This is a genomic window from Microbacterium sp. LWH11-1.2 (genome assembly GCF_038397745.1).
Classification (GTDB): Bacteria; Actinomycetota; Actinomycetes; order Actinomycetales; family Microbacteriaceae; genus Microbacterium.
On record NZ_CP151636.1, the window covers coordinates 305715 to 325875 of the forward strand.

A 20161-nucleotide genomic window follows, 5' to 3' on the forward strand; every position below is an offset into this window, starting at 1 on the left:
TCGACGGAGAGACCCATGACCGCCATCGCGACGCCACCCGCCGCCAAGACCTCGCCCCGGGGGCGAAAGGGAATCAGGAGCTCCTACCCGACGTGGTTCTATATCCCGTCGGCGGTGCTCTACATCGTCCTGTTCGCCATCCCGACCTTCGCCTCGTTCTACTTCAGCCTCACCCGCTGGTCGCTGTTCGACATCCAGTTCATCGGCTTCGACAACTACGTCCAGTTCTTCACCGAGCCCATGCTCGTGCAGGGCTTCGTCAACACGTTCGTCTACGGGTTCGTGACCTCCGCCCTGAAGGTGGTCCTCGGGCTCGGACTCGCGCTGCTGCTGACGGGCTCCATCCTCGGCCGCGGCTACCTGCGGTCGACGATCTTCTTCCCGGTCCTGGTCTCCACCGTCGGGATCGGCATCACGTTCAAGGTGCTGATGGATCCGTTCGACGGTCTCATCAACCAGAGCCTGTCGCTCATCGGCGTCGAGGGGCCCGGGTGGCTCACCGATCCGGCCTGGGCGCTCATGTCCGTCGCGCTCGTCGATGTCTGGAAGGGCGTGGGCATCGCGACGCTCATCTTCATCGCCGGCCTCGTCGCGATCCCGCAGGAGTACTTCGAGGCGGCCAAGGTCGACGGCGCCGGAGCCTGGCAGCGATTCAAGAACATCACGCTCCCGCTCGTGCAGCCCGCGACCGCGACCGTCATCCTGCTGTCGCTGATCGGCGGACTGCGGTCCTTCGAGCTCATCTGGGCCATGACCAAGGGCGGCCCCGGCTTCACCAGCGACGTGATCGCCTCGGTCATCTACAAGCAGTACCAGGCGGGCTTCTACGGTCTGTCCACCGCGGGCAACGTGGTGCTCTTCCTGGTGGTCACCGCGATCATCGTGCCGATCCAGTACATCCTCAACAAGAGGCAGGTGGAGCAATGACCCTCACCCGCACCATCACGACGGCCGGTGCGTCGAAGGCGAGGATCCGTCGCCAGGACCGCCGTCCGATGACCCCACGGCGGTTCCTCAGCCGCTACGTGGTGGGGATCATCGCGATCATCGCGTCGATCATCGTCTTCATCGTCCCGTTCGCGTTCATCGTGCTCACGGCGGCGAAGAACCCGGCAGAGGCCTCGCTGTTCGAGTTCTCGCTGCCGGCGCAGGGCTGGTACCTGTGGGAGAACGTCGTCACGGTCCTCGAGACCCGCGACTGGATGCTCGTGCGCGCGTTCATCAACTCGACGGTTCTCACCGTGGCGAGCGTCGCGATCATGGTGGTCTTCGCCGCCATGGTCGGGTACATCCTGCAGCGCCGCAAGTCGCGCTGGAACCACGTGATCAACGTCTTCGTGCTGGCCGGCCTCATCGTCCCGCCCGCCGTGGTGCCGACGATCTGGGTTCTGCAGGGCATCGGGCTCTTCAAGACCATGCCGGGCATGATCCTCATCGAGGCGACGTTCGGCCTGAGCTTCTGCATCCTGCTGTTCCGCGCGTTCATCTCGACGATCCCGCGCGAGCTCGACGAGGCGGCGGTGATCGACGGCGCAGGTCCCCTGCGACTCTTCTTCACGGTCGTGATGCCGCTGCTCAAGCCCGTCGCGATCACGGTGATCGTGGTGCAGTCCGTCGCGGTGTTCAACGACTTCACCGGACCGCTCTACTTCCTGCCCGGCGATGCGAACGCCACCGTGCAGCTGACGCTCTACAACTTCCAGAGCCAGAGTCTGAGCCAGTGGAACCTGCTGTTCATGAACATCCTGCTCATCACCATCCCGCCGCTGGTCATGTACATCTTCTTCAACCGGCAGATCGTGGCGGGCATGACGAGCGGCGCCGTCAAGGGCTGACCGGTGTCAGAAGTACTCCGCCGGCGTCGTGCCGCGCAGCCACGCGAGCTCGTTGTCGCGGATGAAGATCGAGAGGGATTCATCGCGCGTCTGGCCGCCGCCCAGCCAGTCGTCCAGGATCGTCGTCAGCGCCTCCGCGGATGCCGTGGACGGCTCGGCGACCAGGCGGTCCCAGGCCGCGACGAATCCGTCGACGCTGGGCACCTCCCGGACCAGTCGGTGGATGTACTTCGGCCCCGGCATCAGCCGGTGGTCGGCCGCGATCGCGGCGCGCGCCGCCGCGAACGCCAGGTGCACGGCCGCGTGCTGGAGCAGGAAGGGGTCGTCGCGCTCCTCGGCCTGCCGGAGGAAGTATCCGCCGTGCAGGTGCGCCTGGGCGATGTGCGAGCTGACGCGGCCCGCCCAGACCTCGTCGTCGAGGGCGCTGACCGCCTGGACGAGGGGCTCCAGCTCATCGGTGCGGGTGAACGCGACGCGCGCTCCGGCGAACGACGCCCTGGTGGGGTCGTCGGCACGATCGACCGCCGTGCGCAGATAGGCGAGGTCGGCGAGCTTCACGTCGATGTACGAACCCGGGTAGTCCACGCCATGGCGATCGATCCACGCCCATCGGTCTTCGGCGCCGGCATGGGCGAACGCCTCCTCGGTGACGACGAGGTAGACGTCGACATCCGAGTCGTCCCGCTCCGTCCCCCGCGCCAGCGAGCCGATGAGGACCACGCCGAGGACCTGCGGGTCGGCGGCCACCTGCGCGACGTACGCGGACAGCGCGCGTTCCTGATGTTCCATAGCGACACCGTATCGCCGCAGTTGCGGAGTCCTTTCATCCGTCCTATTGTTGAAACGATTCATTACGCGGTCGACGTCGACCGCGCCGACACCGAAGGCAGCGCCTCATGAGCATCCTCTCGACCGACAATCTCGCCGCTCTCGAGCAGCAGGGCATCGAGCTCCCCAGCTGGGCGTTCGGCAACTCCGGCACCCGCTTCAAGGTGTTCGGCACGCCGGGCACGCCGCGCGATCCGTGGGAGAAGATCGCGGATGCCGCGCAGGTGAACGCCTACACCGCCCTCGCTCCCTCGGTCGCGCTGCACATCCCGTGGGACCTCGTCGACTCCTTCGACGACCTGCGCAAGCACGCGGAGGACCACGGCGTCGCGCTCGGCACCATCAACTCCAACACGTTCCAGGACGACGACTACAAGTTCGGCGCCCTCACGCACGAGGACGCGGCGATCCGGCAGAAGGCGATCGACCACCACCTCGCCTGCATCGACGTCATGGACGCCACCGGCAGCCGCGACCTCAAGATCTGGCTCGCCGAGGGGTCGAACTACCCGGGTCAGGCCGACCTCCGCGGACGCCAGGACCGCCTGCAGGAGTCGCTGCAGAAGATCTACGACCGCCTCGGCGACGACCAGCGCCTCGTGCTGGAGTACAAGTTCTTCGAGCCGGCTTTCTACCACACCGACGTCCCCGACTGGGGCACGTCCTACGCCCAGGTGAGCGCGCTCGGCGACAAGGCCATGGTCTGCCTCGACACCGGGCACCACGCGCCCGGCACCAACATCGAGTTCATCGTGATGCAGCTGCTGCGCCTCGGCAAGCTCGGGTCGTTCGACTTCAACTCCCGCTTCTACGCCGACGACGACCTGATCGTCGGCGCGGCCGATCCGTTCCAGCTGTTCCGCATCCTCTTCGAGGTCATCCGCGGCGGCGGGTTGAACAACCCGGATGTCGCGTTCATGCTCGACCAGTGCCACAACGTCGAGGACAAGATCCCCGGCCAGATCCGCTCGGTGCTGAACGTGCAGGAGATGACGGCCCGCGCGCTGCTCGTCGACCGCGACGCTCTGACCTCGGCGCAGAAGTCCGGCGACGTCCTCGCCGCGAACGCCGTCTTCATGGACGCGTTCTACACCGACGTGCGTCCGGCCCTGGCCGAGTGGCGCGAGTCGCGCGGCCTCGCCGGCGACCCGATGGCCGCGTACGCGGCATCCGGCTACCAGCAGAAGATCGCCGCCGATCGCGTGGGCGGCGTGCAGGCCGGCTGGGGCGCCTGAGCGCCCCGCCCATCGACCCTTCGAACCGAGGAAAAGACTGATGACGAACCCGACCTCCGCCGCTCTCATCGCGCGGTCGAACCGCCTGGGCGCCGACCCGAAGAACACGAACTACGCCGGCGGCAACACCTCCGCGAAGGGCGCGGCGACCGATCCGGTCACCGGCCGGCCGGTCGAGCTGCTCTGGGTCAAGGGATCCGGCGGAGACCTCGGCACGCTGAAGGAGTCCGGACTCGCCGTGCTGCGGCTCGACCGTCTGCTCGCGCTCACGGACGTCTACCCCGGGCTCGAGCGCGAGGACGAGATGGTCGCGGCCTTCGACTACTGCCTGCACGGCAAGGGCGGCGCGGCTCCCTCGATCGACACGGCGATGCACGGCCTCGTGGATGCCGCGCACGTCGACCACCTGCACCCCGACTCCGGCATCGCGATCGCGACCGCCGCCGACGGCGAAGCGCTGACGTCCACCATCTTCGGCGACAAGGTCGTCTGGGTGCCGTGGCGGCGCCCCGGTTTCCAGCTCGGACTCGACATCGCGGCGATCAAGGCCGAGAACCCGCAGGCGATCGGCTGCATCCTGGGCGGTCATGGGATCACCGCGTGGGCCGAGACCTCCGAAGAGGTCGAGGCGAACTCCCTCTGGATCATCGACACGGCCGCCGCGTACATCGCCGCGCACGGCAAGGCGGAGCCCTTCGGCGGCGTCCGCGCCGGTTACGAGGCCCTGGCTGAGAGCGAGCGTCGCGAGCGCGCCGCCGCCCTCGCCCCGACCGTCCGCGGCATCGCCTCGCACGACCGCCCCCAGATCGGCCACTTCACCGACGCCGACGTCGTGCTCGACTTCCTGGCGTCCGAGAAGGCGCCGGCTCTCGCCGCCCTCGGCACCAGCTGCCCCGATCACTTCCTGCGCACCAAGGTCAAGCCGCTGATCCTCGACCTGCCCCCGACGGCATCCCTCGAGGAGCAGACTGCGCGTCTGCACGAGCTCCACGAGGAGTACCGCGCCGACTACCAGGCCTACTACGACGCGCACGCGTCGACGGACTCCCCCGCGATCCGGGGCGCCGACCCGCTCATCGTCCTGATCCCCGGCGTCGGCATGTTCTCCTACGGCGCCAACAAGCAGACCGCCCGCGTGGCCGGCGAGTTCTACGTCAACGCCATCAACGTGATGCGCGGCGCAGAGGCGCTGTCCACCTACTCCCCCATCTCCGACGCCGAGAAGTTCCGCATCGAGTACTGGGCGCTGGAGGAGGCGAAGCTGCAGCGGATGCCGAAGCCCCAGAGCCACCAGGGCCGTATCGCGTTCGTCACGGGTGCGGCATCCGGGATCGGGAAGGCCATCGCCACCCGTCTCGCGGCGGAGGGCGCCTGCGTCGTCATCGCCGACCTCGACCTCGAGAAGGCGCAGGCCGCCGCGGCGGAGCTCGGGAACACCGACGTCGCGATCGGCGTCGCGGCGAACGTGGCGGATGCCGACGCGATCCAGGCCGCGCTGAACCAGGCGCTGCTCGCGTTCGGCGGCGTCGACCTCGTCGTGAACAACGCGGGGCTCTCCCTCTCGAAGCCGCTGCTGGAGACCACCGAGAAGGACTGGGACCTGCAGCATGACGTGATGGCGAAGGGCTCGTTCCTCGTCTCGAAGGCTGCGGCCCGGGCGCTCATCGACCAGAAGCTCGGCGGTGACATCATCTACATCTCGTCGAAGAACTCGGTCTTCGCGGGCCCGAACAACATCGCCTACTCGGCGACCAAGGCCGACCAGGCGCACCAGGTGCGGCTGCTGGCCGTGGAGCTCGGGGAGTACGGCATCCGTGTGAACGGCATCAACCCCGACGGCGTCGTGCGCGGCTCCGGCATCTTCGCCTCGGGCTGGGGCGCCAACCGCGCCGCGACCTACGGCGTGGCCGAAGAGGACCTGGGCCAGTACTACGCGAACCGCACGATCCTGAAGCGAGAGGTCGTGCCCGAGAACGTGGCGGATGCCGTCTTCGTGCTCACCGGACCCGAGCTCAGCCGCACGACCGGACTCCACATCCCCGTCGACTCCGGCGTCGCCGCGGCCTTCCTGCGATGACCTCCTCGGTCGGGAGGACGTCATGACCCTGCGCGCCGTCGCGGCCGTCGATCTCGGGGCGACCAGCGGTCGGGTCATGATCGGGCGCGTCGGCGACGGCGTGCTCGAGCTCGAGCTCGTCTCCCGCTTCCCCAACGGCCCCGTCGAACGCGAGGACGGCCTGCACTGGGACTTCGCGGCGCTGTACGAGCACGTGGTCGAGGGGCTGGCGCAGGCGGTCCGACGGGAGCCGGCGATCGAGAGCATCGGCATCGACTCGTGGGCCGTCGACTACGGACTCCTCGCGCACGGCGAGCTGCTCGCCGAGCCCTTCCACTACCGGGATGAGCGGACGAGGCGCGGCGTCGAGGAGGTGCACGCGATCGCCCCCTTCGCCGAGCTCTACGGTCGCAACGGCCTGCAGTTCCTGCCGTTCAACACCCTGTACCAGTACCGCGTCGACACGCGCCTCGACGACGCCGACACGGCGCTGCTCATCCCGGATCTCCTCGCCTTCCTCCTCACCGGCGCGCGCGTCGCCGAGCGCACCAACGCCTCGACGACAGGGTTGCTGCGCGTCGGGAGCGGGGAGTGGGACACCGAGCTCGCAGATCGGCTGGGCATCCCCGCCGCCCTGCTGCCGGATCTCGTCGACCCCGGCACGGTGGTCGGCGAACTCCGCCCCGAGCTGGTCGAGCGCATCGGCGCCCGACTGCCGGTCATCGCCGTCGGCTCGCACGACACCGCCTCCGCGGTCGCAGCGGTGCCGATGGCCACGCCCTCGGCGGCGTACATCTCGTGCGGCACCTGGGGCCTCGTGGGTCTGGAGCTGACCGACCCGGTGCTGACGGATGCCGCGCGCGACGCGAACTTCACGCACGAGCTCGGCGTCGATGGCCGCTACCGGTTCCTGCACAACGTCACCGGGCTCTGGCTGCTCAGCGAGACGGTGCGCGCCTGGGAGGCCGAGGACGGCACACCCGTCGACCTGCCGGAGCTGCTGGCCGCGGCATCCGCCGTCGACGAGGACGTGCCGCTGTTCGATGCGAACGACCCGTCGCTCAGCGCGCCGGGCGACATGCCGACCCGTATCGCGGCCCTTCTGGGCGCGGACGCTCCGTCGTCGAGAGCGGGCTTCGCGCGGAGCATCGTCGAGTCGATCGCGGCGGCGTTCGCGGAGGCCGTGCAGACGGCATCCGCTCTCGCCGGACGCGAGATCGACAGCATCCACCTCGTCGGCGGCGGGTCGCTCAACCGCCTGCTCTGCCAGGCGACGGCCGACCGCACGGGCCTCCCCGTGCTGGCCGGCCCCGTCGAGGCGACCGCTCTCGGCAACGTACTGGTGCAGGCGCGCGCGCTCGACGCCGCACCTTCGACGCTGGAGGATCTGCGCGCGCTGGTCGCGGCGACCCACGCCCCCACGCGCTTCGAACCGCGCGGGTAGCGGGAGCCATCGGTCACGCCGGGACGGAACCACCCGCGTTCGCGGCCGCGAGCAGCTGCTCGACCTGCTCGTGCGAGACGTCGACGCCGGGGAAGCCGATGAGTCGGCCGATCGGGAACGAGGCCATCATCTTCTCCATCGCCTCGTCGTTCGGCATCATCGACGCCGCCGAGGAGTCGGCACCGGACAGCTCGCCGAGGAAGCCGCCGAGGGCGCCCATGACGATCGGCCCGGCGATCGGGTGCGCCAGGACGTCTCCGACCGAGGAGTTCAGCGTGAGCGGGAGGAGGATCTCGTCCCCCTCGACCTGCGCCGAGACCGTCGCGCGGATGTCGCGGCTGGATGCGGCGACATCGACGGTGTACTCGCCGCCCTCGACGATCCACCGATCCACGCGCACGTCCCAGTACGCGAGGTCCTGGCGGCGCACCACGAGCTCGACGGTCCTGGTCTCTCCGGCGGCGAGCTCCACAGAGGCGAAGGCCTTGAGCTCGCGCGGCGCGCGCTGCACGATCGACCGGACCGGCGCGACGTACACCTGCACGACCTCGCGTCCGTCGCGGGCACCCGTGTTCGTCACCTCGAGGTGCACGACGATGTCGCCGTCGGGGCCGACCTCGGCGGTCGTGCTGCCGTAGGCGAAGGTCGTGTAGGACAGCCCGTGACCGAAGGGGAACGTCACGTCGAGCCCCTTCGCGTCATACCAGCGGTAGCCGACGAGCAGGCCCTCGCCGTAGCGGACGTGCCCGAACTCACCGGGGAAGTTGCCGAAGGAGGGGTTGTCCGCCAGGCGCACCGGAATCGTCTCGGTGAGCTTCCCCGAGGGGTTGACGGCACCGTAGAGCACGTCGGCGACGGCGCTGCCTCCCGCCTGGCCGAGCAGCCAGCTCTCCACGATCGCGGGCACGCGGTCGGCGAAGGGCAGGGCGACCACGCCGCCGTTGGACAGGACGACCACCGTGTGCGGGTTCGCCTCGACCACGGCATCGAGCAGGACGAGCTGGTCGGCGGGAAGGTCGATGTGCTCGCGATCGAAGCCCTCGGATTCCTCCGCTGCGGGCAGGCCGAGGAAGACCACGGCCACCTCGGCGGCGGCAGCCACCGCGACGGCCTCGGCCCGCAGCTCGTCCGCCGGACGACCGGATGCCGCGATCGCACCGCCCTCGACGGCGAAGCCCGGAGCGTAGGACACGAGGTCGCCGCCGACGGCTCGCAGCGCGTCGAGCGCCGTGTCGACGCGGGTGGGGTTGATCAGCGAGGAACCGGCGCCCTGGAAGCGGGGCTCCGTCGCGAAGGCGCCGATGACCGCGATCCGCTGCGTCGGCGCGAGCGGCAGGATGGGCCCCTGCCCTTCGACAGGCTCGGCAACCGCGCGAAGGGCCTCGTTCTTGAGGAGCACGATCGACCGACCGGCCGCCTCGCGGGCGAGAGCATGATGGGCGTCGACGTCGAGCGGACCATCGACGACGGGGCGCTCACCCGCCTTGCGCACGAGGTCGACGATGCGGGCGGCGGCGGTGTCGAGCACGCTCTCATCGAGCGTCCCGGCGCGCACGGCCGCGACGAGCTGCGCGTCGGTGCGTCCGCCGGATGCCGGCATCTCGAGGTCGAGCCCCGCGGCGACGCCGGCGACGCGGTCGTTGACGGCGCCCCAGTCCGAGACGACGAGCCCGTCGAAGCCCCAGTCCTCGCGCAGCACGCTCGTGAGCAGCCACGGGTCCTCCGAGGTCCAGACGCCGTTGAGCTTGTTGTACGAGCACATGACCGTCCACGGCGCGGCATCCTTCACGACCCGCTCGAAGCCGCGCAGGTAGATCTCGCGCAGCGGACGAGGATCGACGTCGGAGCTCGCACGCATCCGGTCGAACTCCTGGTTGTTCGCGGCGAAGTGCTTGAGCGACGTGCCGACGCCCTGCGACTGCACGCCGCGCACGGAGGCGGCGCCGAGCACGCCCGAGACGATCGGATCCTCGGAGAAGTACTCGAAGTTGCGCCCGCACAGCGGCGACCGCTTGATGTTGATCCCGGGTCCGAGCACGACCGCGACGTCTTCGATCGCGGCCTCGACGCCGATCGCCGCGCCGACCCGCTCGATGAGCTCCGGATCCCACGACGAACCGATGCCGACGGCGGGCGGGAAGCAGGTCGCCGGAACGCTGCTGGCGAGACCCAGGTGATCCGTGCCGCCCATCTGCTTGCGGAGGCCGTGCGGGCCGTCGGTCATCATCACCGAGCGGATGCCGGCCCGATCGACCGCTTTCGTGGTCCAGAAGTCCGCGCCGCTGGTCAGCGACGCCTTCTCCTCGAGGGTCAGGTCGGAGGCCGAGATCTCGGTCATGGTCTTCCTTTCGCAGCGACGGCGGTGTCCGTGCGAAAACTATATGCGCTTCAGTATTAGATTCCAAACGTCATTCAGGATTAGTCTCGACTCATGGCTGTCCGAGGTTCTTACGCGAAGGGCGTCGCGCGACGCGAGGAGATCCTCGAGAGCGCGCTCGACGTCATCGGCCGGAAGGGATACCAGAACGCGTCTCTCAAGGAGATCGCCGAAGTCGTCGGTGTGACTCCCGCCGCCCTCCTGCACTACTTCGGCTCGAAGGAGGAGCTCTTCACCGCGGTGCTGCGCAAGCGCGACGAGCACGACGGCCTCGATCCCGCCTTCCTCGACGCGGAGGGGGCGAGGGACGGCTTCCTCGAGGTCATCCGCCACAACACGCAGGTGCCCGGCCTGGTCGCCCTGTTCTCACGACTCGCGGTGGATGCCGCCGACCCCGCTCATCCTGCGCACGACTACTTCCTCGAGCGCAGCGAGCGGCTGCGCTCGAGCATCGCCGAGAGCTTCACGAACGACGACCAGCGTCCGGCCCTCGACCCCGACACCCTGGCGCGGATCATCCAGGCGGCATCGGACGGCCTGCAGCTGCAGTGGATGATCGACCCGACGGTCGACATGCCCGGCATCATGGCCGCGCTGATCGACGCGCTGGCCCCGTCGCCCGCGCGCGGCGACTAGCCCTTCACCGCTCCCCCGAGTCCTGCCGAGCGCAGGAACACGGACTGGAAGATCAGGAACATCGCGATCGGGATGAGCGTGGCGATCGCGAGCGCGGCGAGGAAGACGTCGAGCTCGGTCTGCGACTGCACGGCGGGAAGCCGCACCGACAGCGGCTGCACGGCGGGGTCGGGCAGCACCAGCATCGGCCAGAGGTAGTCCTTCCACGCGGCGATGATCGCGAACACCGACACGACGCCGAGGATCGGCTTCGACATCGGCAGCACGATCGACCAGAACAGGCGGAACGGGCCCGCGCCGTCCGTGCGGGCGGCCTCGAAGACCTCGCGAGGCAGCGAGTCGAAGAACCGCTTCACGAGCAGGATGTTGAAGGCGTTCGCCCCCATCGGCAGCCACACCGCGAGGTAGTTGTTGAGCAGGCTCACGTCGCCCAGCAGCGGCGGATGCACGATCGTCAGGTACAGCGGCACCAGCAGCACGATGCCGGGGATGAACAGCGTGGCGAGCACGAGCGCGTTCAGCAGCGGCGCGTACCGCGGCTGCAGCACGGACAGCGCGTAGCCCGCGGTCGTCGCGATGAACAGCTGCACGAACCAGGCGCCGAGCGCGATGACGACCGTGTTCAGGAAGTACTGGTCGATGTGGATGTCGTTCCACGCCGCCTGAAGGTTCGCCCAGTCGATGCCGTTCGGCCAGAGCGCGAAGGGCTGCTGCAGGGTGTCCTGCGTGGGCGTCACCGCCGACTTCGCGAGCCACAGGATCGGCCCGAGTCCGGCGACCACCAGCCCGACTGCGAGGAACACGTGCGTGATCGACATCCCGACGCGGATGCCGGGGCGCCGGCGCTCCGAGTCGGAGATCACGGTGCGATCCCCCACCCGGTCGGCGGCGCGTTCGGCGGCTCGCTCCGCCGCGCGCGTCGAGAGGCGGGTCGTGAGGCTCATGTCGTGCTCCATCGGTCGGTCAGCTTGAAGTACAGCCAGGAGAGGACGGCCAGCACGATCGCGAGCAGCACCGAGACCGCGGTCGCCTCGCCGTAGTCGCCGCCCAGGCTGTTCCGGAAGGCCTTGTCGTAGATGTACAGCAGCACGGTCTTCGTCGCGCCGGCAGGACCGCCGCCGGTGAACAGGAACGGCTCGAGGAACACCTGCGCGGTCGCGATGACCTGCAGGATCAGCATGATGAAGAGGATGCCGCGCAGCTGCGGCAGCGTGACGTGCCAGACCTTCTTCCAGATGCCGGCGCCGTCGACCTCAGCCGCGTCGTAGAGCTCGGGTGGGACGCCCAGCAGAGCGGCGAGGTAGATGATGATCGAGCCGCCGGCCCCGGCCCAGGTGGCTTCGAGCACGAGGGACGGCATCGCCTGCACGGCATCCTGGATCCACGGCTGCGGCGGGATGCCCACCCAGCCGAGCACGGTGTTGAAGACGCCCGACGGATCGGCGCTGTAGAAGAACTTCCACAGCAGCACGGCGACGACCGGCGGGATGACGACCGGGAGATAAGCGAGGGCGGAGTAGAGACCCTTGCCGCGGCGGACCTCGCTCATCAGCACCGCAATCAGCAGCGGCAGCGGGAACCCGAAGAGCAGCGCGAGCACCGCGAACCAGAGCGTGTTGATCACGGCCCGACCGAGCTCGGGGTCGCCGATCACCGCGAGGTAGTTGTCGAAGCCGACCCATTCCGCGACGATCAGGTTCGTCTTCTGCAGGCTCATGATCACGGACTGCACGATCGGCGACCAGGAGAAGAACACGAACACGAACAGCATCGGCAGGACGAACACGAGGTTCGCCAGCCCGCCGCCGCGATACCAGGTGAGCGGTGAGCGGCGGCGGGGTCGGCGCGCAGCGGGCGGCGGAGAATCCTCCACCGCCGCCCGCTGTTCGGAGAGCGTCATCGTCATCGACTACTCGTCGAGCTTCGCCTGCGCCTCGGTCTGCACCTGAGCGAGGAGAGCGTCGATGTCGGCGTTCTGGTCCGTGAGCACGGTCTGTACGACCGAGTCGAGAAGCGAGTAGACCTCCTGGGTCTTCACCTTCGGCTCGCCGACCGGCGTCTGGTCCCAGATCCGCTCGCTGAACGGCTTCATCTGGTCGACGGGGACGTTGATGTAGTCCGCGATCCATTCCTGCGACTCGTCATAGAGCTCACGACTGAGCACCGGCAGCAGCGGCGTGCCGACCGCCTGACCCGACTCGTCGAGCGTCTTGGCGTCGAGCACCGCGGCGTCCTTGTCCATGAGCTTCTGCATGTAGTACCAGTCGATCCACTCGACGCCGGCCGCCTTGGTCGTCTCGTCGATGGTCGGGCTCATCACGGCGATGTCCCCACCGCCGAGGGTGCCGGGGTCGTCGCCCTCGAGGGGGACCACCGTCATGCCGTAGATCGCGGAGTCCATGCCGAAGTCGCGCACCAGGGCCGTGTAGATGTCGGAGCCCGACGTGTACATGCCGATGTTGCCGGCGGCGAACTCCTGGTTGATCGTGCCCCAGTCGAGGTCGACCTTCGATCCGAAGGAGCCGTCCGTCCACTTCAGGTCATGCAGGAACTGGAGCGCTGCCTTCGTCGCATCGTTGTCGATGGTCGACTCCGCCGTGCCGTCGCCGTTGTCGGTCTGCGTGCGTCCGCCGCGGGCGACGGTCTGCGAGGTGAGCTGCCAGCCGCCGGTGTTGTTGATCGCCATCTGCGCGTAGCCGGCCTTGCCGGTGGCGTCCGTGATCGCCTTCGCGGCCTCGCGGATCTCGTCCCACGTCTGCGGCGGGTTGTCGGGGTCGAGACCCGCCTGCTCGAACAGATCGCGGTTGTAGTGGAGTGCCGCGGCGTAGGCCTGGCGCGGGAACCCGTAGAGCTTGCCGTCGTCGCCCGTGACGCCGTCGAGGATGATCGGGTTGAACCGATCGGTGTACCCGAGCTCGTCGATGGCATCGGTGACGTCCATGAGCTGCCCGTTCTCGAGGAGCGTCTTGGAGTCGGTGAACGGCACGGTGAAGACGTCGGGCAGGCTGCCGCCGGCGAGCTGCACGGCGAAGGTCGGACCCTCCCACTCGTACTCGACCCCGATGATGTCGATGTCGGGGTGCTCCTTCTCGAACTGCTTCTCCTGTGCCGCGAACGCGTCGTAGGCCGCGGCATCGGCGCCGGGCGGGAACGTCGCGACGCGCAGCTCGGTCTTGCCGCTCGCGCTGCCCTCGTCTCCGCCTGCGGAGCAGCCGGCGAGAGCGGTGACCGTGGCCAGCACGGCGACGCCGGCGACCAGGGTCCTCTTCGGTGACTTCATCGTCTTTCCTTCCATGTGATTTGCTGATCGGGTCGTGCAGGGTTCAGTGGTGCGCTCCGCCGGCGCGCTCCGGCAGCGGGCGCAGGGCGAGCCAGGCCGTGGAGTCTGGCGGCAGCGCGCCGTCGAGCGGCGTGCTGGCGAGGAGGACCTCGTGGTGCGCGGGCAGCGGCACCGGCGTCGGACCGAGGTTCGTGATGCTGAGCACCCCGTCGCCCCGCCGGAAGGCCAGCACGTCGGCGCCGAGCTCCAGCCACGAGAAGCCGCCTTCGGCGAGGTCCTCGACGTCGCGGCGCAGCGCGATCGCGGCGCGGTACAGATTCAGCGTGGATGCCGGGTCGTGCTCCTGCGCGTCGACGCTGAGGGGCGCCCAGTCCCCCGGTTGCGGGAGCCAGGGCGTCCCGCCGAACCCGTAGGGGGTCGCGGTGCCGGACCAGGGCAGCGGCACGCGGCATCCGTCCCGACCCGGGTCGACCCCGCCGGAGCGGAAGTGCATGGGATCCTCGATCGCGTCGAGCGGCAGCTCCACCTCCGGAAGTCCCAGCTCATCGCCCTGATAGATGTAGAGGCTGCCGGGGAGGGCTGCCACGAGCAGCGCGGCGGCGCGCGCCCGCTCCCGCCCGCGCGCGGCATCGGTCGGAGTCCCGAAGCGCTTGCGATCGAAGGCGAACGAGGAGTCGGCCCGGCCGTAGCGCGTCGCCGGGCGGGTGACGTCGTGGTTGGACAGCACCCAGGTGGCCGGGGCGCCCACGGGCGCATGCTCGGCGAGCGTGCGGGTGATCGAGTCGCGCATGGCCTGCGCGCTCCACGGCTGCGTCATGAAGCCGAAGTTGAAAGCGGTGTGCATCTCGCCGGGGCGCAGGTAGCGGGCGAAGCGCTCGGCGTCTTCGAGCCACACCTCCCCCACGAGCACCCGCTCGCCCTCGTACTCGTCGGCGACGGCGCGCCAGTCCCGGTAGATGTCGTGCAGCTCGTCGCGATCGATGTGCGGATGCCCGATCGCCGGCGCGCTCCCGGGAGGCAGATCCGGGAGGGCCGCGTCCTTGACCGGCAGCGCGGCGGAGTCGATGCGCACGCCGGCGACCCCGCGGTCGAACCAGAAGCGCAGGATGTCCTCGTGCTCGCGCCTCACGTCGGGGTGGTTCCAGTTGAGGTCCGGCTGCTCGGGCGTGAACAGGTGCAGGTACCACTCACCGGGCGTGCCGTCGGGGTTCCGCGTGCGCGTCCAGGTCTCGCCCTGGAAACTGGAGACCCAGTTGGTGGGGATGCCGTCGCCGTTCTCCCCACGCCCGGGATGGAACCAGAAGCGCTCCCGCTCGGGACTCCCCGGGCCCGCGGCCAGTGCACGCTGGAACCACTCGTGCTGATCGGAGATGTGATTGGGGACGATGTCGATGATCGTGCGGATGCCGAGCGCGAGGGCCTCGGCGATGAGCTGCTCCGCCTCCTCCAGCGTGCCGAACCGCGGGTCGATGTCGCGGTAGTCCTGCACGTCGTATCCGCCGTCGGCCAGCGGGCTCCGGTACCAGGGGTTGAACCAGAGAGCATCGACGCCGAGGCTCTTGAGGTACCCGAGGCGCGCGCGGACTCCGGCGAGGTCGCCGACACCGTCGCCGTTCCCGTCCGCGAAGCTGCGCACGTAGACCTGGTAGATCACGGCCGTGCGCCACCATCCCTCATCCGCCGGCAGGGTGGCGGTGCGTGCAGGCACGGGGGCGGTGCTGCGCAGAACATCGGTGTCCACGGAACTCCTCGTCGTCGGTGGCGATGTCCCGAATGTAGCTTTACCTCACGTTTGACGCAAGAACTAAACAATTTGTCGCAATTTTGCGATTCTTGCGGACCGCATGAAAGTCGGCGGCGGGCCGACCGGATCCCGAAGGGTCAGGCCAGAGGCCCCGTCGACGCCCGGAGGACGAGCTCGGGCTCGAAGAGGAGCTCGTCGATCGGCTGAGCCGTGCCGGCGATCTGCGCGAGGAGGAGGGCGATCACCGCCCGCCCCATGGACTCGATCGGCTGACGCACCGTCGTCAGGGGCGGTTCGGTGCAGCTCATCAGGGCGGAGTCGTCGAAGCCGACCACGCTCACATCTCCGGGGACCGAGAAGCCCGCGCGGCGGGCCGCGCGCACGGCACCGAGCGCCATCGGATCACTCGCGCAGACGATCGCGGTCGCCCCGGCCTCGAGGAGGCGTGCAGCCCCGGCCTGCCCCGATTCGAGGGAGTACATGCCGCGGACGACGAGGTCGTCGGAGAGCGGGGTGCCGAGTCGCTCGAGCAGTCGGCGCGCGGCGTCGAGCTTCCGCTGCGACGGCACATGATCGCCCGGGCCGAGCAGGAGGCCGATCCGCCGGTGCCCCAGCTGGTGCACGTGGAGCACGGCCTGCTCGGCGGCGGCGGCATCATCGGTGGAGACCGTAGCGAACTGCAGCTCGGGGACGCGGGCGTTGACCAGCACGGTCGGCAGGTTGACCTGACGCAGCCTCTCGTAGTGCTGGTGCGCGGCATCCGCCTGCGTGTAGTTGCCGCCGAGGAAGATCACTCCGGACACCTGCTGGGCGAGGAGCAGGTCGATGTAGTCCGACTCGGTGACGCCGCCCGCGTTCTGCGTGCACAGCAGGGGCGTGTACCCGTTCTGCGTCAGGGCGCCGCCGACGATCTCGGCGAAAGCCGGGAAGATCGGATTCTGCAGCTCGGGCAGCACGAGGCCGACCAGTCGCGCACGCTCGCCCCGCAGCTTCGTCGGCCGCTCGTAGCCGAGCACGTCGAGAGCGGTCAGCACCGCCTGGCGCGTCGCACTCGAGACGCCCGGCTTGTCGTTCAGCACGCGGCTGACCGTGGCCTCGCTCACACCGACCTTGCGCGCCACCTCGGCGAGTCGCTTCGACATGGGGTCAGTGTACGCAAGTTCTTGCAGGATCGCGCAAACGCGCTGCAAGCGCGGAGGATGCTATTCGCGGACGTTGCCGTTCGAGCAGGTCTGCTGCGCGGCGGAGTTGCCCTTGATCGTGTCGGGGAGCTGGACCACCGTCGGGTCCGGTGTCGCGCCTTCGACCGGGACCGCCGGGTCCTGCACGACCACACCGTCGTTGCTGGTGTTCTGGTGCGTGATCTGCAGCTGCGCGTTCGCCGCGATGGCTTCCCACATGACGCTCGCCGCCTGCTCGTTCGGCACGACCTTGTTCGGATCGTCGCTGTCGCCGACGGTCGGGTACTGCAGGAAGACGATGTCCTCGAACGGCACCGACTTCACGGCCAGGGCGATCTGCACGATCTTCATCGGGTCGGCGAGCGAGGTGCTGGTCTCGAGGTTGTTGAGACCGATGTTCGCGAGCTTCAGCATGACCGGCACGTTGCCGAGCGTCTCGCCGCTGATCAGCGCGCGAGCAAGGCTCGACATGTACTGCTGCTGGTTGCCGATGCGTCCGAGGTCGCTGCCGTCGCCGACGCCGTGGCGGGTGCGGAGGAACTGCAGCGCCTGCAGGCCCTGCAGGTAGTGCGTTCCCGCCTCCATGTCGAGGCCGGTGTAGACGTCGTCGATCGGGCTGGCGAGGCAGACCTCGACGCCGCCGATCGCGTTCGTGATCTCGATCACGCCGCCGAAGGTGACCGAGGCAGCGAACTGGATCTCCTGCCCGGTGAGCGCGGAGATCGTCTTGGCGACGCAGTTCAGCCCGGCGTCGGTGTAGGCGACGTTGAGCGGCTGCTTGCTCATGCCCGAGTGCACTTCACCCTCGGGGTCGGTGCACTCCGGGATCGGGACCATCAGGTCGCGGGGGAAGCTGACGACGGTGATGCGACGAGGCTCCTGCGAGACGTGGACCAGGAGGTTCACGTCGTTGAGCGTGCCTTCGGAATCCGCACCGGTGCAGCGATCGCCGAAGAGGTCCTTGTACTTCTCCTCGCACGTGTCGACACCGGTGAGGACGAGGTTGAACCCCTCTTTGTACTCTCCGATGTCCGGCGGGAGCTGCTCCTGCCCCTCGAGGTCGACCGCGTTGGCGGAGACCGTGCTGGAGAAGTCGTAGAGGATGTACGCGCCGACGCCGAAACCGCTGACGAGCACCACGGCGAGGCCGATGGCGAGGAACTTCAACAGCTGCCCGACTGCCCCCGGGGTGCGCTGCTGACCGTGTCGCGCGATGGTGCGACGCCGTCGGGAGTTCTCGCTCACTCGTGGCCTTTCGGGGTTCAGTATGCGGAGGGTGTGGGATTCGAACCCACGAGACATCTCTGCCCACTGGTTTTCAAGACCAGCTCCATCGGCCGCTCGGACAACCCTCCCGACAGACGAATCTGCCGACAACGCGTGAGTCTAGCCGAGTTCTATTCTGACGCGTCGACCTGGGCGGGTGCTGGAAGCGTGTCGAGAGCCGTCGCCAGGCCGCCATCGGCCACGTCGTCCGTGACCTCGCTCGCGGCATCCTTCACCTCGTCCGGAGCCTGCCCCATCGCCACCGCACGGCCTCCGTGGGACCGCGCCCAGCCGAACATGCCGATGTCGTTGCGGCCGTCGCCGGCCACGAGCACGCGACTGCCGTCGACGCCGAGCGCGGTGCGCACCTGCTCCAGGGCGGTGCCCTTGTCGACGCCCTGCGGGGCGATGTCGAGCCACGCGGTCCAGCCGATCGCGTAGGAGACCTCGTTGAGCCCGGCATCCGCCACCAGCCGGTGGAAGTCCTCCTCGTCGTGGCCCGGCGAGACGACGACGATGCGCGAGACCGGCTCGGCTCCCAGCTCGTCGAAGTCGACCTGGCGGCCGCCGTCGAGGGTCCAGTCGTCGAGCTGCGCGGTGTAGAGACGCTGCGCGGAGGCGAGCTCGACCATGTATCGCGCGTCCGGCAGGCGCTCCTGCAGCAGCGCGAGGACCGGCCGCGGATCGAAGGTCTCGATCTTCCAGCGCTCCCACTCCCCGTCGACGCGGCGCATGGTCACGGCGCCGTTCGAGCAGACCACGTACTCCGCCGTCAGGCCGAGCTCCTCGACATAGCGTCGCGTCGCCATCCAGCTGCGGCCGGTGGCGATGGTGACCTCGTGCCCCGCCTCCCGCACACGGGCGACCGCCTCGGGCACACCGGGACTCATCGTCTCGTCCTGCAGCAGGATCGTGCCGTCGACGTCGAGGCCGACGAGCCAGGGTTCGCTCATGAGGTGGATCCCTGCGGGCGGATCACGTCGAGTCCGCCGAGGTACGGGCGCAGCACCTCGGGCACGCGCACCGATCCGTCGGCCTGCTGGTGGGTCTCGAGCAAAGCGACGATCCAGCGCGTGGTGGCGAGGGTGCCGTTGAGCGTGGCCACGTGCTGCGTCTTCGCAGCCCCCTCCGCTGCACCCTGGGTCCCCGAGCCCGTCGAAGGGGCGGGCCGGTGACGCACGTCCAGCCGGCGCGCCTGGAAGGTCGTGCAGTTCGAGGTCGACGTGAGCTCGCGGAACGCCCCCTGGGTCGGAACCCAGGCCTCGATGTCGTACTTGCGTGCGGCGCTCGACCCCAGATCGCCGGCCGCGACGTCGATCACGCGGTAGGCGAGGCCGAGCGAGGTGAGCATCTCCTCCTGCAGCGCGACGAGGCGGAGGTGCTCGGCCTCCGCGTCGTCGGGGTTCGTGTAGACGAACATCTCGAGCTTGTTGAACTGGTGGACCCGGATGATGCCGCGGGTGTCCTTGCCGTGCGAGCCGGCCTCGCGGCGGTAGCAGGTGGACCAGCCGGCGTAGCGGAGGGCGCCGTCCGTCAGATCGACGATCTCGTCCTTGTGGTACCCGGCGAGCGCGACCTCGCTGGTGCCGACGAGGTACAGGTCGTCGTCCTTGTCGAGGTGGTAGACCTCGTCGGCGTGCTCGCCGAGGAAGCCGGTTCCCTGCATGATCTCCGGCCGCACGAGGGTCGGCGTGATCAGCGGCACGAAGCCGTTCTGCAGCGCCTTGTCGAGGGCGAGGTTCATGAGGGCGATCTCGAGGCGCGCGCCGATGCCGCGGAGGAAGTAGAAGCGCGCACCCGACACCTTCGCGCCGCGTTCCATGTCGATCGCCCCGAGGAGCTCGCCGAGCTCGAGGTGATCACGGGGCTCGAAGTCGAAGGCGGGCACGTCGCCGACGCGGCGCAGCTCGACGAAGTCGGCCTCGCCGCCCGCCGGGACGCCGTCGATCACGACGTTCTCGATCCGGGCGAGCGCCGCCGCCGCCGCCTCCGATGCCTCGTTCGCCGCCTGCTGCGCCTGCTTGACGCGGTCGGCGAGCTCCTTGGCCTGGGCGACGAGAGCCGCCTTCTCGTCCTTCGGCGCCTTCGCGACCTGCTTGCCGAACGCGTTCTGCTCGGCGCGCAGCTCCTCGAACGTCGTCAACGCGGCACGACGCGATCGGTCGGCCTCGAGTGCGATGTCGACGGTGCCCTGGTCGTTTCCACGGGCGGCCTGCGAACGGCGGACGATCTCCGGCTGGTCGCGGAGGAGTGCGAGGTCGATCATCCACCAAGTCTAG

16 protein-coding genes and 1 tRNA gene are annotated in these 20161 nt (G+C 69.1%); 6 read left to right on the plus strand and 11 right to left on the minus strand.

Annotated features, from left to right (window positions below):
- Positions 1–15 precede the first annotated feature (15 nt).
- Positions 16–927 carry a sugar ABC transporter permease gene (locus MRBLWH11_RS01405; protein WP_116634231.1) on the plus strand — a complete coding sequence of 304 codons (912 nt, stop codon included), beginning with the start codon at positions 16–18 and terminating at the stop codon, positions 925–927.
- A 68-nt stretch (positions 928–995) separates the two neighbouring features.
- Positions 996–1835 carry a carbohydrate ABC transporter permease gene (locus tag MRBLWH11_RS01410; RefSeq protein ID WP_165808027.1) on the plus strand — a complete coding sequence of 280 codons (840 nt, stop codon included), beginning with the start codon at positions 996–998 and terminating at the stop codon, positions 1833–1835.
- A 6-nt stretch (positions 1836–1841) separates the two neighbouring features.
- Here the strand turns inward: MRBLWH11_RS01410 and MRBLWH11_RS01415 are convergent, their stop codons facing one another.
- Positions 1842–2624 (minus strand): nucleotidyltransferase domain-containing protein, encoded by a 783-nt coding sequence (locus MRBLWH11_RS01415; RefSeq protein ID WP_341946430.1) that lies wholly within the window; start codon positions 2622–2624, stop codon positions 1842–1844.
- A gap of 107 nt (positions 2625–2731) precedes the next feature.
- On the opposite strand from MRBLWH11_RS01415, the gene rhaI reads away from it, so the two are divergent.
- From rhaI to MRBLWH11_RS01430, 3 genes are read left to right on the plus strand one after another with little or no spacing between them, the layout of a single operon-like run.
- Positions 2732–3898 (plus strand): L-rhamnose isomerase, encoded by a 1167-nt coding sequence (rhaI, locus tag MRBLWH11_RS01420; RefSeq protein WP_341946431.1) that lies wholly within the window; start codon positions 2732–2734, stop codon positions 3896–3898.
- Between the two features lie 40 nt (positions 3899–3938).
- Positions 3939–5975, plus strand: coding sequence for a bifunctional aldolase/short-chain dehydrogenase (locus tag MRBLWH11_RS01425; RefSeq protein WP_341946432.1), 2037 nt, complete (start codon positions 3939–3941; stop codon positions 5973–5975).
- Between the two features lie 22 nt (positions 5976–5997).
- On the plus strand, positions 5998–7398 hold the full coding sequence (locus MRBLWH11_RS01430) for a rhamnulokinase family protein (protein WP_341946433.1): 1401 nt from the start codon (positions 5998–6000) through the stop codon (positions 7396–7398).
- A 13-nt stretch (positions 7399–7411) separates the two neighbouring features.
- Here MRBLWH11_RS01430 and MRBLWH11_RS01435 read toward each other — a convergent pair whose 3' ends face one another.
- Positions 7412–9736, minus strand: a complete 2325-nt coding sequence (locus tag MRBLWH11_RS01435) for a glycoside hydrolase family 3 C-terminal domain-containing protein (RefSeq protein WP_341946434.1) — start codon at positions 9734–9736, stop codon at positions 7412–7414.
- A gap of 93 nt (positions 9737–9829) precedes the next feature.
- On the opposite strand from MRBLWH11_RS01435, the gene MRBLWH11_RS01440 reads away from it, so the two are divergent.
- Positions 9830–10411, plus strand: a complete 582-nt coding sequence (locus MRBLWH11_RS01440) for a TetR/AcrR family transcriptional regulator (RefSeq protein ID WP_116634224.1) — start codon at positions 9830–9832, stop codon at positions 10409–10411.
- On the opposite strand, the gene MRBLWH11_RS01445 is transcribed toward MRBLWH11_RS01440, so the two are convergent.
- The 9 genes from MRBLWH11_RS01445 to serS form a co-directional block, all read right to left on the minus strand.
- A complete protein-coding gene (locus tag MRBLWH11_RS01445; RefSeq protein WP_341946435.1) occupies positions 10408–11355 on the minus strand; it encodes a carbohydrate ABC transporter permease in 948 nt (315 codons plus the stop codon). The genes MRBLWH11_RS01440 and MRBLWH11_RS01445 overlap by 4 nt on opposite strands.
- Positions 11352–12317 carry a sugar ABC transporter permease gene (locus MRBLWH11_RS01450; protein WP_341946436.1) on the minus strand — a complete coding sequence of 322 codons (966 nt, stop codon included), beginning with the start codon at positions 12315–12317 and terminating at the stop codon, positions 11352–11354. The genes MRBLWH11_RS01445 and MRBLWH11_RS01450 overlap by 4 nt, the downstream gene beginning before the upstream one ends.
- Before the next feature lie 3 nt (positions 12318–12320).
- The gene (locus MRBLWH11_RS01455; RefSeq protein WP_341946437.1) at positions 12321–13691 is read right to left on the minus strand and encodes an extracellular solute-binding protein; all 1371 of its coding nucleotides are present in this window, start codon (positions 13689–13691) and stop codon (positions 12321–12323) included.
- 43 nt (positions 13692–13734) lie between these two features.
- Positions 13735–15399, minus strand: a complete 1665-nt coding sequence (locus MRBLWH11_RS01460) for a glycoside hydrolase family 13 protein (protein ID WP_341947873.1) — start codon at positions 15397–15399, stop codon at positions 13735–13737.
- A 173-nt stretch (positions 15400–15572) separates the two neighbouring features.
- Positions 15573–16577 carry a LacI family DNA-binding transcriptional regulator gene (locus MRBLWH11_RS01465; RefSeq protein ID WP_116634220.1) on the minus strand — a complete coding sequence of 335 codons (1005 nt, stop codon included), beginning with the start codon at positions 16575–16577 and terminating at the stop codon, positions 15573–15575.
- 60 nt (positions 16578–16637) lie between these two features.
- Entirely contained in the window at positions 16638–17861 is a 1224-nt protein-coding gene (locus MRBLWH11_RS01470) for an LCP family protein (RefSeq protein WP_341946438.1), read from the minus strand.
- Positions 17862–17886: 25 nt separating this feature from the next.
- Positions 17887–17971 (minus strand) — tRNA-Ser (locus MRBLWH11_RS01475).
- A gap of 42 nt (positions 17972–18013) precedes the next feature.
- Positions 18014–18835 carry an HAD family hydrolase gene (locus tag MRBLWH11_RS01480; protein ID WP_116634218.1) on the minus strand — a complete coding sequence of 274 codons (822 nt, stop codon included), beginning with the start codon at positions 18833–18835 and terminating at the stop codon, positions 18014–18016.
- Positions 18832–20148 carry a serine--tRNA ligase gene (gene serS, locus MRBLWH11_RS01485; RefSeq protein ID WP_341946439.1) on the minus strand — a complete coding sequence of 439 codons (1317 nt, stop codon included), beginning with the start codon at positions 20146–20148 and terminating at the stop codon, positions 18832–18834. The genes MRBLWH11_RS01480 and serS overlap by 4 nt, the downstream gene beginning before the upstream one ends.
- Positions 20149–20161 lie beyond the last annotated feature (13 nt).

Coding starts and splice junctions, on each gene's coding strand:
- MRBLWH11_RS01405 (WP_116634231.1), top strand. CDS start 16: ATGACCGCCATCGCGACGCCACCCGCCGCCAAGACCTCGCCCCGGGGG.
- MRBLWH11_RS01410 (WP_165808027.1), top strand. CDS start 996: ATGACCCCACGGCGGTTCCTCAGCCGCTACGTGGTGGGGATCATCGCG.
- MRBLWH11_RS01415 (WP_341946430.1), bottom strand. CDS start 2,624: ATGGAACATCAGGAACGCGCGCTGTCCGCGTACGTCGCGCAGGTGGCC.
- rhaI (WP_341946431.1), top strand. CDS start 2,732: ATGAGCATCCTCTCGACCGACAATCTCGCCGCTCTCGAGCAGCAGGGC.
- MRBLWH11_RS01425 (WP_341946432.1), top strand. CDS start 3,939: ATGACGAACCCGACCTCCGCCGCTCTCATCGCGCGGTCGAACCGCCTG.
- MRBLWH11_RS01430 (WP_341946433.1), top strand. CDS start 5,998: ATGACCCTGCGCGCCGTCGCGGCCGTCGATCTCGGGGCGACCAGCGGT.
- MRBLWH11_RS01435 (WP_341946434.1), bottom strand. CDS start 9,736: ATGACCGAGATCTCGGCCTCCGACCTGACCCTCGAGGAGAAGGCGTCG.
- MRBLWH11_RS01440 (WP_116634224.1), top strand. CDS start 9,830: ATGGCTGTCCGAGGTTCTTACGCGAAGGGCGTCGCGCGACGCGAGGAG.
- MRBLWH11_RS01445 (WP_341946435.1), bottom strand. CDS start 11,355: ATGAGCCTCACGACCCGCCTCTCGACGCGCGCGGCGGAGCGAGCCGCC.
- MRBLWH11_RS01450 (WP_341946436.1), bottom strand. CDS start 12,317: ATGACGATGACGCTCTCCGAACAGCGGGCGGCGGTGGAGGATTCTCCG.
- MRBLWH11_RS01455 (WP_341946437.1), bottom strand. CDS start 13,691: ATGAAGTCACCGAAGAGGACCCTGGTCGCCGGCGTCGCCGTGCTGGCC.
- MRBLWH11_RS01465 (WP_116634220.1), bottom strand. CDS start 16,577: ATGTCGAAGCGACTCGCCGAGGTGGCGCGCAAGGTCGGTGTGAGCGAG.
- MRBLWH11_RS01480 (WP_116634218.1), bottom strand. CDS start 18,835: ATGAGCGAACCCTGGCTCGTCGGCCTCGACGTCGACGGCACGATCCTG.
- serS (WP_341946439.1), bottom strand. CDS start 20,148: ATGATCGACCTCGCACTCCTCCGCGACCAGCCGGAGATCGTCCGCCGT.